Here is a 14846-nt window from a genome sequence, read left to right as displayed (position 1 = left end):
CCGCTGCGGACCGTACGGCTGAAGGAAGGACCGGGCACCGGCGTTGAGCGAGAATCAGAACCTGCTCGCGGAGCAGCGACGTGCCCTGATCCTCGACGAGGTGCGCAGGCGCGGTGGGGTCCGGGTCAACGAGCTGACCCGCCGGCTGAACGTCTCCGACATGACGATCCGTCGGGACCTGGACGCGCTGGCCCGGCAGGGGGTCATCGAGAAGGTCCACGGCGGTGCCGTCCCCGTGGTCGAGGCGAGCACCCACGAGCCCGGCTTCGAGGTGAAGTCGGCGCTGGAGCTGAGCGCCAAGGAGGACATCGCGCGGACGGCGGCGGCGATGGCCCAGCCCGGCAGCGCGATCGCCCTCTCCGGCGGTACGACGACCTACGCGCTCGCCCGGCACCTGCTGGACGTACCGGATCTGACGGTGGTGACCAACTCGGTCCGGGTGGCCGATGTGTTCCACGACGCGCAGCGTCCGGCGCCCGGGCGGGCGGCGCGGCCGGGGACGGCGACGGTGGTGCTCACGGGCGGGGTGCGGACCCCGTCGGACTCGCTGGTGGGTCCGGTCGCGGACCGGGCCATCGACTCCCTCCACTTCGACCTGCTCTTCCTCGGCGTGCACGGGATCTCGGCCGAGGCAGGTCTGTCGACCCCCAACCTCGCCGAGGCGGAGACCAATCGCCGCTTCGTCCGGTCGGCGCGCCGGGTCGTGGTGGTGGCCGACCACACCAAGTGGGGCACGGTGGGGCTGAGTTCCTTCGCCACGCTGGACGAGGTGGACACCTTCGTGACGGACGCGGGGCTGACTCCCGGGGCGCGCGAGGAGATCGGCGAGCATCTGCCGGGCCTGGTGGTGGCGGGCGAGTCGCCCGAGGACACGGCCCCGGCGGGCTGACCGGGGCGCGGCCGTCCGGATTCCTTTCGGGTCGCGCTGTGCGCGGTACGTCCTAGGATCAAGGGGTGGCAGTCTTCCGGATCGAGCGCTTCTCCCCTCTCCCCGCAGCCGAGGCCTGGCGCCGGGTGACCGACTGGGAACGGCACGCCGCGCATGTCCCGTTGACGGCCATCTCGGTGGCGGGCGGGGCGCCGACCAGGGCCGGCACGGTGTTCACCGCCCGTACGGGGGTGGGTCCGCTGGCGTTCGACGACCCGATGGAAGTGGTCCGCTGGACGCCGCCCGCCGGTGGCCGGGCCGGGATCTGCCTGCTGGAGAAGCGCGGGTCCGTGGTGCTGGGCCGGGCCTCGATCGACGTGACTCCGACGCATTCCGGTTCCCATGTGGTGTGGGTGGAGGAGCTGCGGGTGCGGCTGGTGCCCCGGTGGGGTGATCCGCTGCTGGCCTCCGCCGGGCGCCGACTGTTCGGCGGGGTGCTCGACTCGCTGCTCGCCTCGCCGGGCGCCCTGGGGAACGGCTGAGGACCGGCATGCCTGAGGACCGGCACTGCTGAAGATCGGCAACGATCGGGAAGCCGATCCGGTGCGGGTGATGTGACCGTCACACGATTGACTCGTTTGTCGGTATGACACTCCCCGCCACGGCTCCGGAAGGCACCGAATTCATGCCGATCCATCAACCGCAGCAACGGTCCGCCGCACCCACGACGGGCGCCGGTGAGCCTCTGGGTGTGCAGCAGGCCGAGGCCGCCCTCGTGGAGCACTACCCGCGCCTGGTCCGGCTCGCCTATGTCGTGCTGCCGCCCTCGCTGGGCCGGCACCGCCGGGTCCTGGCCGCCCACGGAACCGTGCAGCGGGCCCTGCCCGGGGCCCGGACGACCCCGGACCGGATGCGGGTGCCCGCCCAGTCCCGGCGCTCCTCGGAAGCGGCACAGCCGGCACAGGGCCCGGCGAACGCCCCGTACGCGTGGATGCGGCTGCGGGTGCTGCGGACGGCTCTCGCCCACGAGCGCAGGCCCCGCTGGTGGCCCGGGCGGCTCCCGGCACCTGCCGCGCTGCGTCCGGCGCTGCCGGTGGTCTGGGGGCTGCGGCTCTTCCCCCGGGCGGGCGGTGTCGACGAACTGGCCCTGGACCGGGCCCTGTCGACGGTTCCGGGTGCGGTACGGGCCGCGTTCGCCCTGCAGTTGCTGGAGGGCCTTTCGGAGTCCGGGGTGCGGGCGCTGCTGGCCGAGGCGGGGGCGGCCGATCCGGCGGGGGCGGTGCGCAGGGCGGCCCGGCTGGGGAGGCCGGACCGGGCGGGGGCGCAAGTGCTCCTGCAGTCGGGGGAGTTCGACCCGTGCACGGTCCAGACCCGGCCGAGCGATCTGCTGCGGCGCAGGCACCGGGTGCGGGCGGTGGCCTTGGCGGCGGCGCTGTGCGTGGTGGCGGGCACGCTCGTGGTCGCCGCCGAGAAGGGGGTGCGGGGCGTGGCCGACGAGGGTCCGGCAACCGGTGTGTCGGTTCCGGTGCTCGACCCGGCGGCGCTGCTGCGCACGGCGGCGGAGCAGTGGGCGGACACCTCACGCATCGACTTCACCGCCTGGCCCGTACGCGGTGACCGGCGGGGCGACGGCGAGCTGCTGGGGAGGGCGCTGCGGGCCTGGTCCGGGCCGCCTGCGGGCGTACGGGTGTCGACGACCCCGGGCACGGCCGACGTGCCGCCCGCGCAGCCGCCGCGACTGCTGTTCGCGGGCGAGGTGGACGGGGCGGCCGTGGTGCTGTTCCACGACGGCGGGGTCCGGGTGGTGCGGTACACGGAGCCGCTGTCGGGCGGCGGGGCGGCGCTGGACTTCGCCCGGACCGACGACGCGGACGTGACGACGGGGGCGGCCGTGGTCGTGAGCCGTACGGGCGGGAAGGCGCGGTTCCTGCTCGCCCCCTGGATCTCCGGGACCACCACCCGGGACCTCCTCGCACCGGACACGCCCGGCCGGCCGCTGGAGGTGGGTCCGGACGGGATCACCGCCCCGGTGGGGCGCCCGGCGGCGGGCGGCGCCTGCGACTCCTGGCCGGTGCTCCAGCTGCGCTCCTCCGAGCGGATCGTGGAGAACCACGCGTTCCTGGTGACCGACCTGGGTGACCTTGCCCCGGCGCACCTGACGTACACGCCGAAGCCGGGCCGTGGCGCACCGGCCCGGCAGCCGCGCGAGGCGACGGGCACGGAGGCGCTGCGCGCCTGGGCGCGTACGGCGTGTTCGCTGCGGGCGCTGTCGGGGTCGGGGGTGCGGGCGGTGAACAACTGGGCCTTCGCCGAGCAGAAGCTCCCCGAGGGCGAGGCGTCGGCCGAGTGGCTCTGCACCCGCGCCGACACCTGGCGCGGTCCTGGCCGGGTGCTGGTGCAGTTCCTCCAGCCCGCCGCCTCCCCCACCGCCCCGGCGGCGGTGGTCGCCGACCGGAACGACACCGCCCTGTGCAGCCGGTTCGGGCAGCACATCCTGGCAGGCACGCACTGGAAGTCCGCGTCCGGCCGGTGGTACGTCCTGGCGGCGGGCAGCCGGGCCGTCGACCGGATCGAGGCCACCGGGCAGGTGCGGGGCGCGGCGGGCGGCCCGACGCTCGCGGTACGGGCGCCGCGCGACGCCTCCGTACAGCTGACGGCCAGGCTGCGCGAGGGCGGGACGCTGGCGGCGGTGCGCTGAGCCGCAGGCAACTCGCGCTCCGCCGGACGGAGTCCTCGTCCCGGCCTCGTACGCCATCGGGTGCGAGACTCGGACAGGTGACGGATCTTCCTGAAGAACCCGACGTACGCGATTCCTCCGACGCCTCTTCCGACGAGGCCGAGCTGCGCTGCCTGGTCACCGGTGCCACCGGCTACATCGGCGGCAGACTGGTGCCCGCCCTCCTGGAGGCCGGTCACCAGGTCCGCGCGCTGGCCCGGACGCCGCAGAAGCTGCGCGACTACCCCTGGGCGGAGCGGGTCGAGGTGGTGCGCGGCGATGTCACCGACCCCGACTCGCTGACCGAGGCGATGCGGGACATCGACGTGGCGTACTACCTGGTGCACGCGCTCGGCTCCGGATCGGACTTCGAGGAGACCGACCGCAGGGCCGCCCGGAACTTCGGCGAGAAGGCTCGCGCGGCCGGAGTGCGGCGGATCGTCTACCTGGGCGGGCTGACCCCGGCCGGGGTGGCGGAGAAGGAGCTGTCGCCGCATCTGCGTTCGCGCGCCGAGGTGGGGCGGATCCTGCTGGATTCCGGGGTGCCGACTGTGGTGCTGCGGGCGGCGATCGTGATCGGTTCGGGGTCCGCCTCGTTCGAGATGCTGCGCTATCTGACCGAGCGGCTGCCGGTGATGGTCACCCCGAGCTGGGTCTCCACCCGGATCCAGCCCATCGCCGTACGGGATGTGATCCGGTATCTGGTGGGGAGCGCGATCCTGCCGTCCGAGGTGAACCGGACCTTCGACATCGGGGGCCCGGACATCATGACGTACCGGGACATGATGCAGGGCTACGCCCGGGTGGCGGGGCTGCCGCGCCGGGTGATCGTGCCGGTCCCGGTGCTCACCCCGACGCTCTCCAGCCACTGGATCGGGCTGGTCACCCCGGTCCCCCGGTCCATCGCCCGGCCGCTCGCGGAGTCGCTGCGCCACGAGGTGGTCTGCGGGGAGCACGACATCGTCCGGTACGTCCCCGATCCGCCGCAGGGGCCGATCGGCTTCGACCAGGCCCTGGGCCTCGCCCTCCAGCGGATCAAGGACGCGCAGGTGGTGACGCGCTGGACGTCCGCCTCGCTGCCCGGTGCGCCGAGCGACCCGCTGCCCACCGACCCGGACTGGTCGGGCGGCAGCCTCTACCGGGACGAGCGGGAGCTGACCGTGCCGGTGGACCGGGCGGACGTGTGGCGGGTGATCGAGGGCATCGGCGGCGAGAACGGCTGGTACTCCTTCCCGCTCGCCTGGGCGGTGCGCGGCTGGATCGACCGGATCGTCGGCGGGGTGGGGCTGCGGCGCGGCCGACGGGACGCCCACCGGCTGCGGGTCGGGGACTCGCTGGACTTCTGGCGGGTGGAGGAGATCGTGCCGGGCGAGCTGCTGCGGCTGCGGGCGGAGATGCGGCTGCCGGGCGCCGCCTGGCTGGAGCTGTCGGTCGGCACCGACGACCAGGGGCGCACGCTCTACCGCCAGCGCGCCCTGTACCACCCGCAGGGGCTGCTCGGCCATGCCTACTGGTGGAGCGTGTCGCCCTTCCACGCGGTGGTGTTCGGCGGGATGGCCCGCAATATCGCGGAGGCCGCCAGGACCGCCGCCCGGGCGCGGCAGGAGGGCCGGGAGCCGGTGGCCGGCAGTGGTACAGACAACTGACGTCCCGGCCGCTATGGTGTGCGCGGCTCCATATGCGCAGACCGCCGGGAGGTGCACACGATGGCACGCCGACTCCGTACCGTGGGACTGGAGTTCACCGACTCCGCTCCGATACGCCTGGTGTTCGCCGCCGAGGTGTCCGCGCCCCCGGACGCGGTCTACCGGGCGCTCGCGGAGGATGTCGCCTCCTGGCCCTCCTGGTTCACCGCCGTCACCCGGGCCACGCCCACCGACGGGGGCGCGGGCAGGGAGGTGCGGCTGCGCGGCGGGGTCCGTTTCCGCGAGACGATCGTGGCCGCCGAGCCGGGCGAGCGGTACGCCTACCGGGTCGACGAGTCCAACGCCCCCGGCCTGCGGGCCCTGGTGGAGGAGTGGCGGCTCACCGCCGACGGGGCCGGGACCCGGGTGCAGTGGACCTTCGCCGCCGACGGCACGGGCCCGTTCCGCTCGGTGCTGGGGCTGGCCCGCCTCGGGATGGGCCGGTCCTTCCGGGACGCGGTGCGCCGGCTCGACGGACGCCTGACCGCGTCGGCGGCCTGAGCACTCCTCGCCTGAGCACTCCCCGGGAGGCCCGGCCTGATCCCCGGGAGGCCCTGGCTCAGCCGGTCAGGGTTCCGTGGGCGAGGAAGTGGCCGATCGCCGCGCTGTAGGGAGCGATGTCCAGGCCCTGCTCCTCCAGCCAGGAGTCGGAGTAGTACTTGTCCAGGTAGCGGTCGCCCGGGTCGCACAGCAGCGTGACGACGCTGCCCCCCTCCCCCTGCTCCACCATCTCGGCGATGAGCTTGAAACAGCTCCACAGGCCGGTGCCGGTCGAGCCGCCCGCCTTCCGGCCGATGGCCTGCTCCAGGGCGCGTACGGCGGCGACGCTCGCCGCGTCGGGCACCTTCATCATCCGGTCGATGGCCCCGGGCACGAAGCTCGGCTCCATGCGGGGGCGGCCGATGCCCTCGATCCGGGAGCCGCAGTCGCTGCTCGCGTAGGGGTCGTTGTGGGTCCAGCCGTCGAAGAAACAGGAGTTCTCCGGGTCGGGCACGCAGACGCGGGTGTCGTGCTGGAGGTAGTGCACGTAGCGGGCGATGGTGGCCGAGGTGCCGCCGGTCCCGGCGGTGGCGACGATCCAGGTGGGTTCCGGGTACCGCTCCAGCTTCAGCTGCTGGTAGATCGACTCGGCGATGTTGTTGTTGCCACGCCAGTCGGTGGCGCGCTCCGCGTAGGTGAACTGGTCCATGTAGTGCCCGCCGGTCTCGGCGGCGAGGGACGCGGACTCCTCGTACATCTTGCGGGAGTCGTCGACGAAGTGGCACTGCCCGCCGTGGAATTCGATGAGCCGGCACTTCTCCGGGCTGGTGGTGCGCGGCATCACGGCGATGAACGGCACCCCGATCAGCTTGGCGAAGTACGCCTCCGAGACGGCGGTCGAGCCGCTGGACGCCTCGATGACCGGCTTGCCCGGCCGGATCCAGCCGTTGCAGAGCCCGTAGAGGAAGAGCGAGCGGGCGAGCCGGTGCTTGAGGCTGCCGGTGGGGTGCGTCGACTCGTCCTTGAGGTAGAGGTCGATGCCCCACTCCTCGGGCAGCGGGAAGCGCAGGAGGTGGGTGTCGGCCGACCGGTTGGCGTCGGCCTGGACCTTGCGTACGGCCTCCTTCAGCCAGGCCCGGTACTCCGGGTCGCTGCGGTCGACGTCCACCGTCTCCATGATCGTCCCCGTCGCCCCGCGGTCACGTCCGTGCCGATCGGTGTCCATCGCCGTGCTCCTGTTCGTCCGCCCGGTGCTCCTGCCTCCACGATATTCCCCCCACCTGCACAAACGTTGACTTTGATGGTCCATAGCCCTGCCTTTGGGCAGGCCCCCGGGGGCAGTTGGGGCGGGCGGTGCGAGCAGCGCGCGGCGGGTTCCTGTGCCCTCTGGCGGTCGGGGGCGCGGCCGGGCACACTGCACAGGAGAAGTGGTGACGAAGGGGGGCGAAGCCGCAATGGCGGACGCCGAGTTCAGTGCGTCGGGGGTCAGGATCGAGCGGTTCACCCGGTCCCTGACCAGGGCCGGCCAGGTGGTCGTCAAGGACGGCCGGCTGTCCTTGCTGATGAGCAACGGGCGGGAGATCGACAGCGCCCCGGTGGGCACGGTGAGTGCGGGCAAGCGGTGGTTCTTCGCGGCAGATTCGGCCATCGCCCGGGTGAACGGCGTGCGCTACCGGTTGACGATGGAGCAGCGGAACCGCAGACGCGACGGGGCCGCTCCGCTGCGCCGCTTCCTGGAGGCGCTGCGCAGCGCGGGAGGCCGCCGGGGCTGAGCGCCGAGGCGGCGCGGGGCCGGGCCCCCGGGTCCACCTCGGGTGGGTCCGGAGGCGCCGTCGGGGCCGGGTCCGGGGGTACGGTACGCGGCTCGGCGAGTTGCGGAGCCGCACGGGCTGAGCGACGCTGGATCCACGTCACTGAAGGTGCACCATCGGTGACAGAGCGATCCGCCCCACGGGACCGGGTCGCGCGACACGAGCAGACACGACAAGAGCAGAGCGGATTCGGCAGTCAGTCGTCCGCCGGCCTCCGTTCGTATCTCTTCTTCCGGACCTACTTCGGGGAGTCGCAGCCGTGATCAGCGAGCCAAGCAGGCACTGCACGGTGGAGCTCCAGGCCCTGCCGTCGCGGATCGGTCAGGTCCGCAGAATCATCTCGGCGCAACTGCGCTACTGGCATCTCGATCCTCTGATCGACCAGGCAGCCCTGGGCGTCACCGAACTGCTGACCAATGTCCACCGGCACGCACAGCCGGACAAGTCATGCACCGTCGACATCGAGCTGCTGCTCGACCGGTTGACGGTCTCCGTCCACGACCACGACCCCCGTGTACCCACGGTGAACGAGGCGGATTCCTTCGCCACCTCGGGCCGGGGTCTGGCCCTGATCGCCGCGGTCAGCGAGAGCTGGGGCGTACGGCCGAGCGGCGCGGCCGGAAAGGCCGTCTGGTTCACCTTGCCGGCGGTCTGCGACACCTCGACCCTGCCGCCGCTGGCGGTCTACGGGTCGACGACCGACGGGCCGTTCGGGTCCGTCTCGATCAGCCCCGAGGCCGTCGCGGCCGCCCCTGCCCGCTCCGCCGTCGTCGGCTGAGCGGAGGGTACCGGGTTCAGATCCGGGTCCGGGGATGCGGTGAAGGTCGTGCCGCGTCCCCGGACCCGGACCGCTGCCTCCTGCACCTTCCGTCCGGCCTCCGGGCCCTCGGCGCGGGGCCGGGGCTCAGACGAGGACGGCGAGCGGGTCGTCGAGGACCGGCTGCCAGGCCAGTTCGGCCGCGCCGACGAGGCCGTTGTGGGACAGGGTGCAGGGCAGGATCGGCACGCTGCCGCTGCGCCCCCACAGGCTGCGGTCGGCGACGACGGCCCGCAGCCGCTCCGGGTCCGCCTCCAGCAGGTCGCGGTGGAGCCCGCCGAGGATGATCCGGTCCGGGTTGAGGATGTTGACGAGCCCGGCGAGCCCCAGGCCCAGGCGGTCGATCAGCGCCTCGGCGGCGTGGCGCACGTCCGCGTCCTCGTACTCCGTGCGCAGCAGGTCACCGGCCTGCTTGAGGAGCGACTCCTCGGGGCCCGGGTCGCGGCGCGCGGTGGTGAGGAAGGCGAGCGGGTCCGTCTCCACGTCGAGGCAGCCGCGGCCGCCGCAGTGGCAGGGCCGGCCCTCGGGGTTCACGGTGAGGTGTCCGACCTCCAGCGCGAGCCCCGAACTCCCGCTGTGCAGGCGGCCGTCGAGCACCAGGGCCCCGCCGACGCCCCGGTGGCCGGTGGCGACGCAGAGGAGGTGCTGGGCGCCGCGTCCGGCGCCGTGCCGGTGCTCGGCCAGTGCGGTGAGGTTGACGTCGTTGCCGGTGAAGGCGGGGCTCGTGATACCCGCGTCCCGTACGCAGGCGGCGAAGATGTCCCGGACGGGCGAGCCCGCGGGCCAGGCGAGGTGCAGCGGGTTGAGCGCGGTGCCTTCGGGTTCGGCGACCGCCGACGGGACGGCGAGTCCGGCGCCGACGCAGCGCAGTCCGCTCGCGCAGAGCAGCTCCGCCCCCGCGGCCACGACCTCGCCGAGGACCTGCGCGGGGTCGGCCATCACCGCGACGCAGCCCGGCGCCGTGGCGACGATCCGGCCGCCGAGCCCGACGAGGGCGGCCCGGAAGCCATCGGCGTGGACCTGGGCGGCGAGGACGACGGGGCCGGTCTCCAGGACGGCCAGCCGGTGCGAGGGGCGGCCCTGCGAACCGGCCGCGGAACCGGGGCTGGAGTCGACCCGGATCAGCCCGAGCGCCTCCAGCTCCGCGGCGACGGCCCCGGCGGTGGCCCGGGTGACACCGAGCTCGGAGGTGAGGACGGCGCGCGTGGGGGCGCGCCCGGTGTGGACCAGCTCCAGTGCGGGCCCGAGCGCGCTGCGGCCCCTCTCCAACTTCGTCCGGGTGGTGGTCGCCTTGCCGTTCATGAGGGCGAGTCTCCCATGATCCGGAGGTGTCCCATACGCCGAGGGAACCAGCCGGGAGGGGTGACGTGCCCCTCCGTCAGCCGTCTTGCGTCCAGCGTCCGGCCGCCCCTATGCTGAGTTTGTGCCGCAACTAAACAAACTGCGGACGGCCCTACCGGGGGGATCTGGCGGAGACACCGCCCCACCCTCGTCGGCCCGCCTCCGTACCGCGCTGACCGTCTTCTTCGCCCTCGATGGCTTCCTCTTCGCCGGCTGGGTGGTCCGTATCCCGGCCATCAAGCAGCAGACCGGAGCCTCCGCCTCCACCCTCGGCCTCGCCCTGCTCGGCGTCTCCGCCGGTGCGGTGATCACCATGATGCTCACCGGCCGGCTCTGCCGCCGCTACGGCAGTCACGCCGTGACCGTGGTCTGCGGGGTCCTGCTCCCGCTGAGCATCGCCCTGCCCGCGCAGACCCATTCGGCGCTCTCGCTCGGCCTCGTCCTGCTGGTCTTCGGAGCGGCGTACGGCGGGATGAACGTGGCGATGAACAGCGCGGCCGTCGATCTGGTCGCCGAGCTGCGCCGGCCCGTGATGCCGAGCTTCCACGCGGCGTTCAGCCTCGGCGGCATGGTCGGTGCCGGACTCGGCGGGCTGGTCGCGGGCGGGCTCTCCGCCTCGACGCACCTGTTCCTGCTGGCCGCGATCGGACTGCTCGTCACAGCGTTCGCGGGGCCCGCGCTGCTGCGCCACCGTCCGGCGGTTCAGCCCCGAACGGCCGAGGCCCAAACGGCCCCCGGCCCGCACGCACCTCGGCAGGAGCCCAAGCAGCGGCTCGACCCGCGGGCCCGCCGGATCGTCCTGCTCTTCGGCGTGATCGCCCTGTGCACGGCGTACGGGGAAGGCGCGCTCGCCGACTGGGGCGCGCTCCACCTGGAGCAGGACCTGGACGCCCATCCCGGCCTCGCCGCCGCCGGATACGCGCTGTTCGCCCTGACGATGACCATCGGCCGGCTCACCGGGACCCTGCTCCTGGAGCGGCTCGGGCAGACCCGCACCCTCGTCCTCGGCGGCGTTGTCGCCGCAGCCGGAATGCTGCTCGGCGCACTGGCGCCGACCGTCTGGCTCGCGCTGGCCGGGTTCGCGGTCACCGGCCTGGGGCTGGCCAACATCTTCCCCGTCGCCGTGGGCCGGGCCGGCGAACTGGCCGGACCTAGCGGAGTGGCCGCCGCCTCGACCCTCGGCTACGGCGGGATGCTGCTGGGGCCGCCCGCGATCGGCTTCCTGGCCGACTGGTCCTCGCTGCCGGTGGCGCTGACGACCGTGGCCCTGCTGGCGGCCGCGGCCGCCGCCCTGGGGTACGGGGCGCGCAACGCGACCCACGCCTGAGCGGGCGGATCCACCGGCGGGTACGGACAGGCCCGGCCCGGCGGACCGGCCCGGGCGGTCCGCACCGCCGCAGGCCGCCGCGCCCCTGGCACAATCCGGCCATGGAGATCACCCAGCACATCGCGTCCCTGTCCGAGGAAGGGCGGCTCCTCGCGGCGGCCGCCGAACAGGCGGGCCCCGGGGCCTCGGTACCGACCTGCCCCGGCTGGCAGATACGCCACCTGCTGCGCCACACCGGCATGGTGCACCGCTGGGCGGCCGGGTTCGTCACCGAGGGGTACACCACGCCCCATCCCGACGGCGGTGAACCGGACCTCGACGGCGACGAACTCCTCGACTGGTTCCGGACCGGTCACCGGCATCTGGTCCGGTCGCTGGAGGCCGCCCCCGCCGACCTGGACTGCTGGACCTTCATGCCCGCCCCCTCACCCCTGGCGTTCTGGTCCCGCCGCCAGCTGAACGAGACGACCGTGCACCGGGTGGACGCGGAGTCGGCACTCGGCGGGCCGCTGACGACGGTGGACGCCGACCGGGCGGTGGACGGCATCGACGAACTGCTCACCGGCTTCCACGGGCGCCCCAAGAGCCGGGTGCGCTCCTCCGCCCCGCGTACGCTGCGGGTGCGGGCGGTGGACACGGACGCGGTGTGGACCGTACGGATCTCCGACGCACCGCCGCAGGCCGTACGCATGACCGTCCCGGGCGGCGCGGATGGCGGCGACGGCGGACCCGGCACGGAGGGCGGCGGCGACCGGGTGGACTGCGAGCTGAGCGGGACGGCCGAGGGTCTCTTCCTCACGCTCTGGAACCGCCTGCCGCTCGCCGCCGTCACCCTGCGCGGCGACCGCTCGGTGGCCCGGCTCTGGACGGACAACTCCGCGGTCACCTGGTGAGGGTGGGCGGCCGTGGGCCCCGGAACGGCGCGGGCCGGGCGCGGCAGGCACCCTTGCCCGGAGCGCGCCGCAGCGGTGACACTGCGGCTGTGGAGCGACGGACGCAGGCGCAGCGGGACGCGATGACGGTCGAGATCGGCTACGCGCTGGTCAGTGGCACCGTGCTGGCCGCCCTCACCTTCGCGGGGGCCGTCGCGCCGGCCCTGCTCCTGTTCGACCTCGGCCGCACAGCGCACAACGTGGTCATGGGCGTCGCCACCGCGGCCGCCGGACTGGCCTTCGTCCTGCGGGTCGTCCATGTCCTGTGGCGCTTTCCGCGACGGGAGGGCCACCGGCTGCCCGCTCCGGTCCCGGGCAGGCCGGGCCGCTCCGACTCCACCGGCCCCGAGGACACGTAGTACGGCTCCCCTCCCCGCCTCTCCCCGCCTCAGCCGGCCGGGGCCCCCCGCAGCCCTACCGAGCGGGCCAGCTCCCCCGCCGCCTGCCGGAAGAGCATCCAAACCCTTGGGGGCCACCATGTCGCAGCAGCCGTACTACCTCCGGGCCGGCGCCACGGCCACCCGACTCAACAAGATCGTCGGTCGGCTCGCCCGGCACGGCTTCAGCCTCCTCGGCTCCGTGGAGATGTCGGTACGGGAGCGGACGAGCGGCCGGATGCAGCGCATCCCCGTCAACCCGCACACGTACGAGGGGGCGCAGTACCTCGTCTCGGCCCGGGGCCACTCCCAGTGGGTGCGCAACATGCGGGTCGCGGGCGGCGGCGAGCTGCGGGTGGGGCGCAGAACCCGCACCTTCACCGCCGTGGAGATCGCCGACGACGCACAGAAGGCGCGGATCCTGCGCGCCTATCTGGAGCGGTGGGGCTGGGAGGTCAACCAGTACTTCCAGGGCGTCACCGCGAAGTCCACGGACGCCGAACTCCTGGCCGCCTGCCCGGACCACCCGGTCTTCCGCATCACGGTCGAGGGCTGACCTCGGCGAGCAGCTCCCGCACCAGGTCCGCCAAGAGCGCGGGCCGGGACACGAACGGGGAATGGCCGGTGCGCCACTCCCGTACGCCGGTGCAGCGGGCGGCCAGCGTCCGCTGCAGAGCGGGATCGATCGCCCGGTCCCCGGCACAGACGACATAGGCCGAGGGGGTCCGCTTCCAGCTGTGGTGCTCGGGGACACCCCGCCCGCACCCCGGGGCCTGGGCCCGCAACAGGCCGACCGCCCGGGCCGCGAGAGGCTCGGGGCAGTCGCCGTAGAGCACCTCGGCCGCCCGGCCGGGATGCAGAAGCGTCGTACCCTCGGGGCCGGCCGCCGGCTCGATCGCCGCGCGCAGCCGCGGGGACGCCCCGCCGAGGGCGGCCGCGCTCTCGGCGGGGCGTCCCCGGACGAAGGCCGCCACAAGACCAGGTGGCGCGCGCCGCGCACCCCGGTGATCACCGACCCGCCGTAGGAGTGGCCGAGCAGGAGCGGAGGCTCCTCCAACGCGTCGACGGCGGCCTGCACCGCTGCCGTGTCGGCGGCCAGGGAGCCCCGGTGGAGCTCGGGGACGACCACCTCGACCCCCTCGGCCCGCAGGCCGTCCGCGACCGGGGCGAAGTGTTCGGGGCGGTGGTAGAGGCCGTGGACGAGCACCGCCGCGGGGCCTCCGCCCGCGCCCCTCACCCCACCCTTCAGCGGTCCATCGCGCTCAACGCCCGCTGTGCCAGCGGGTGCGTGCGGACCAGCTCGGCCAGGGATGTCGTGCCCCGGGTGATCCCGGCGAACGCCTTCCAGGCCGGGCGGAAGCCGGTCAGCACCGCGTGCAGCACTCCCGGGCGGCGCTCGAACAACTTGAGCATGCGGCGGCCCACGCCCATCTCGACACCGAGACCGGCCTTGATGGCGAAGGCGTAGTTGAGGGCCTGGCGGCGGGCGTCCACGGCGTCGTGCGCCTCGGCGATCCTGACGGCCCATTCGCCCGCGAGCCGGCCGGAGCGCAGTGCGAAGGAGATGCCCTCCCGGGTCCACGGCTCAAGGAGCCCCGCCGCGTCGCCGCAGACCACGACCCGGCCGCGCGAGAGCGGGGAGTCGTCGCTGCGGCAGCGGGTGAGGTGGCCCGAGGAGACGGACGGCTCGAACCCGGCGAGGCCGAGGCGGGCGATGAAGTCCTCCAGATACCGCTTGGTGCCCGCGCCGTCGCCGCGCGCCGAGATCACCCCGACGGTCAGCGTGTCGCCCTTGGGGAAGACCCAGCCGTAACTCCCGGGCATCGGGCCCCAGTCGATGAGCACCCGGCCCGCCCAGTCCTCCGCCACCGTCGCCGGAACCGGGATCTCCGCCTCCAGGCCGAGGTCGACCTGGTCGAGCTTCACCCCGACATGTGCTCCTATCCGGCCCGCGCTGCCGTCCGCCCCGACGACCGCCCGCGCCAGCACCGTCTCACCGCCGGCCAGCACCACGGCGACCGTACGCCGGTCCGGGACGGCGGGCCCGTGCTGCTCCACCCTCACCACCGAGGCTCCGGTGCGCAGTTCGGCCCCGGCCTTCTGCGCCTCCTCGACCAGCCCGGCGTCGAACTCCGGGCGGTTGATGAGCCCGAAGAGCATCCGCCGGGACCGGCGCGTACGGGAGAACTTCCCGTCGAGGGAGAAGGTGACCGCGTGGATACGGTCCTTCAGGGGCAGTTCGAACCCCGGCGGCAGGGAATCCCGGGAGAACCCGATGATGCCTCCGCCGCAGGTCTTGTAGCGCGGCAGTTCCGCCTTCTCCAGCAGCAGGACCCGTCGGCCCGCCACGGCTGCCGCGTACGCCGCCGATGCGCCTGCCGGTCCGGCGCCGACGACGACGACGTCCCAGACCGACGACTCTTCGCTTTCACGCCCGGCGTCTGCGTTCTCGCTGCTCACGATGTGCTTCTGCTCCCGATCCGACCAGTGGC

Annotated in this window: 14 protein-coding genes and 1 pseudogene; 11 read left to right on the top strand and 4 right to left on the bottom strand. The window is 73.9% G+C overall.

The window, feature by feature from the left end; translation table 11 throughout:
• Positions 1-43: 43 nt before the first annotated feature.
• From ACK8N7_RS34010 to ACK8N7_RS33990, 5 genes are all read left to right on the top strand, one after another.
• The gene (locus tag ACK8N7_RS34010; protein WP_403214060.1) at positions 44-889 is read left to right on the top strand and encodes a DeoR/GlpR family DNA-binding transcription regulator; all 846 of its coding nucleotides are present in this window, start codon (positions 44-46) and stop codon (positions 887-889) included.
• Between the two features lie 65 nt (positions 890-954).
• Positions 955-1410, top strand: coding sequence for an SRPBCC family protein (locus ACK8N7_RS34005; RefSeq protein ID WP_500444918.1), 456 nt, complete (start codon positions 955-957; stop codon positions 1408-1410).
• A gap of 143 nt (positions 1411-1553) precedes the next feature.
• Positions 1554-3566 (top strand): hypothetical protein, encoded by a 2013-nt coding sequence (locus ACK8N7_RS34000; protein ID WP_500444916.1) that lies wholly within the window; start codon positions 1554-1556, stop codon positions 3564-3566.
• Positions 3567-3643: 77 nt separating this feature from the next.
• Complete coding sequence (locus ACK8N7_RS33995; RefSeq protein ID WP_500444914.1) at positions 3644-5230, top strand: SDR family oxidoreductase; 1587 nt, start codon at positions 3644-3646, stop codon at positions 5228-5230.
• Between the two features lie 60 nt (positions 5231-5290).
• Positions 5291-5770, top strand: a complete 480-nt coding sequence (locus tag ACK8N7_RS33990) for an SRPBCC family protein (protein ID WP_403214052.1) — start codon at positions 5291-5293, stop codon at positions 5768-5770.
• Between the two features lie 58 nt (positions 5771-5828).
• Here ACK8N7_RS33990 and ACK8N7_RS33985 read toward each other — a convergent pair whose 3' ends face one another.
• A complete protein-coding gene (locus ACK8N7_RS33985) occupies positions 5829-6974 on the bottom strand; it encodes a PLP-dependent cysteine synthase family protein (protein WP_403214050.1) in 1146 nt (381 codons plus the stop codon).
• A gap of 229 nt (positions 6975-7203) precedes the next feature.
• On the opposite strand from ACK8N7_RS33985, the gene ACK8N7_RS33980 reads away from it, so the two are divergent.
• Complete coding sequence (locus ACK8N7_RS33980) at positions 7204-7521, top strand: hypothetical protein (RefSeq protein ID WP_031126916.1); 318 nt, start codon at positions 7204-7206, stop codon at positions 7519-7521.
• Positions 7522-7819: 298 nt separating this feature from the next.
• Positions 7820-8338 carry an ATP-binding protein gene (locus ACK8N7_RS33975; RefSeq protein WP_015606961.1) on the top strand — a complete coding sequence of 173 codons (519 nt, stop codon included), beginning with the start codon at positions 7820-7822 and terminating at the stop codon, positions 8336-8338.
• Positions 8339-8464: 126 nt separating this feature from the next.
• On the opposite strand, the gene ACK8N7_RS33970 is transcribed toward ACK8N7_RS33975, so the two are convergent.
• On the bottom strand, positions 8465-9679 hold the full coding sequence (locus ACK8N7_RS33970) for an ROK family protein (RefSeq protein WP_500444911.1): 1215 nt from the start codon (positions 9677-9679) through the stop codon (positions 8465-8467).
• 121 nt (positions 9680-9800) lie between these two features.
• Here ACK8N7_RS33970 and ACK8N7_RS33965 point away from each other — a divergent pair, with 121 nt between their 5' ends.
• The 4 genes from ACK8N7_RS33965 to ACK8N7_RS33950 all read left to right on the top strand — a co-directional run bounded on the left by ACK8N7_RS33965 (position 9801) and on the right by ACK8N7_RS33950 (position 12910).
• Positions 9801-11045: an MFS transporter gene (locus ACK8N7_RS33965; protein WP_500444909.1), complete on the top strand. Its 1245-nt coding sequence runs from the start codon at positions 9801-9803 to the stop codon at positions 11043-11045.
• 101 nt (positions 11046-11146) lie between these two features.
• Positions 11147-11938, top strand: coding sequence for a maleylpyruvate isomerase family mycothiol-dependent enzyme (locus ACK8N7_RS33960; protein ID WP_500444907.1), 792 nt, complete (start codon positions 11147-11149; stop codon positions 11936-11938).
• 89 nt (positions 11939-12027) lie between these two features.
• Entirely contained in the window at positions 12028-12336 is a 309-nt protein-coding gene (locus ACK8N7_RS33955) for a DUF6332 family protein (protein WP_500444905.1), read from the top strand.
• A 118-nt stretch (positions 12337-12454) separates the two neighbouring features.
• A complete protein-coding gene (locus ACK8N7_RS33950; protein WP_500444903.1) occupies positions 12455-12910 on the top strand; it encodes a nitroreductase/quinone reductase family protein in 456 nt (151 codons plus the stop codon).
• On the opposite strand, the pseudogene ACK8N7_RS33945 reads toward ACK8N7_RS33950, so the two are convergent.
• Together ACK8N7_RS33945 and ACK8N7_RS33940 are read right to left on the bottom strand one after the other, a co-directional pair.
• Positions 12894-13561 (bottom strand): annotated as a pseudogene (locus ACK8N7_RS33945) (alpha/beta hydrolase). The gene ACK8N7_RS33950 and the pseudogene ACK8N7_RS33945 sit on opposite strands and share 17 nt — an antisense overlap.
• A gap of 38 nt (positions 13562-13599) precedes the next feature.
• Complete coding sequence (locus ACK8N7_RS33940) at positions 13600-14814, bottom strand: geranylgeranyl reductase family protein (protein WP_403214037.1); 1215 nt, start codon at positions 14812-14814, stop codon at positions 13600-13602.
• Between the last annotated feature and the right edge of the window lie 32 nt (positions 14815-14846).

This window comes from Streptomyces griseobrunneus, from assembly GCF_046713465.1.
GTDB classification, from domain to species: Bacteria; Actinomycetota; Actinomycetes; order Streptomycetales; family Streptomycetaceae; genus Streptomyces; species Streptomyces microflavus.
This window is presented reverse-complemented; position numbering and strand designations above follow the sequence as displayed.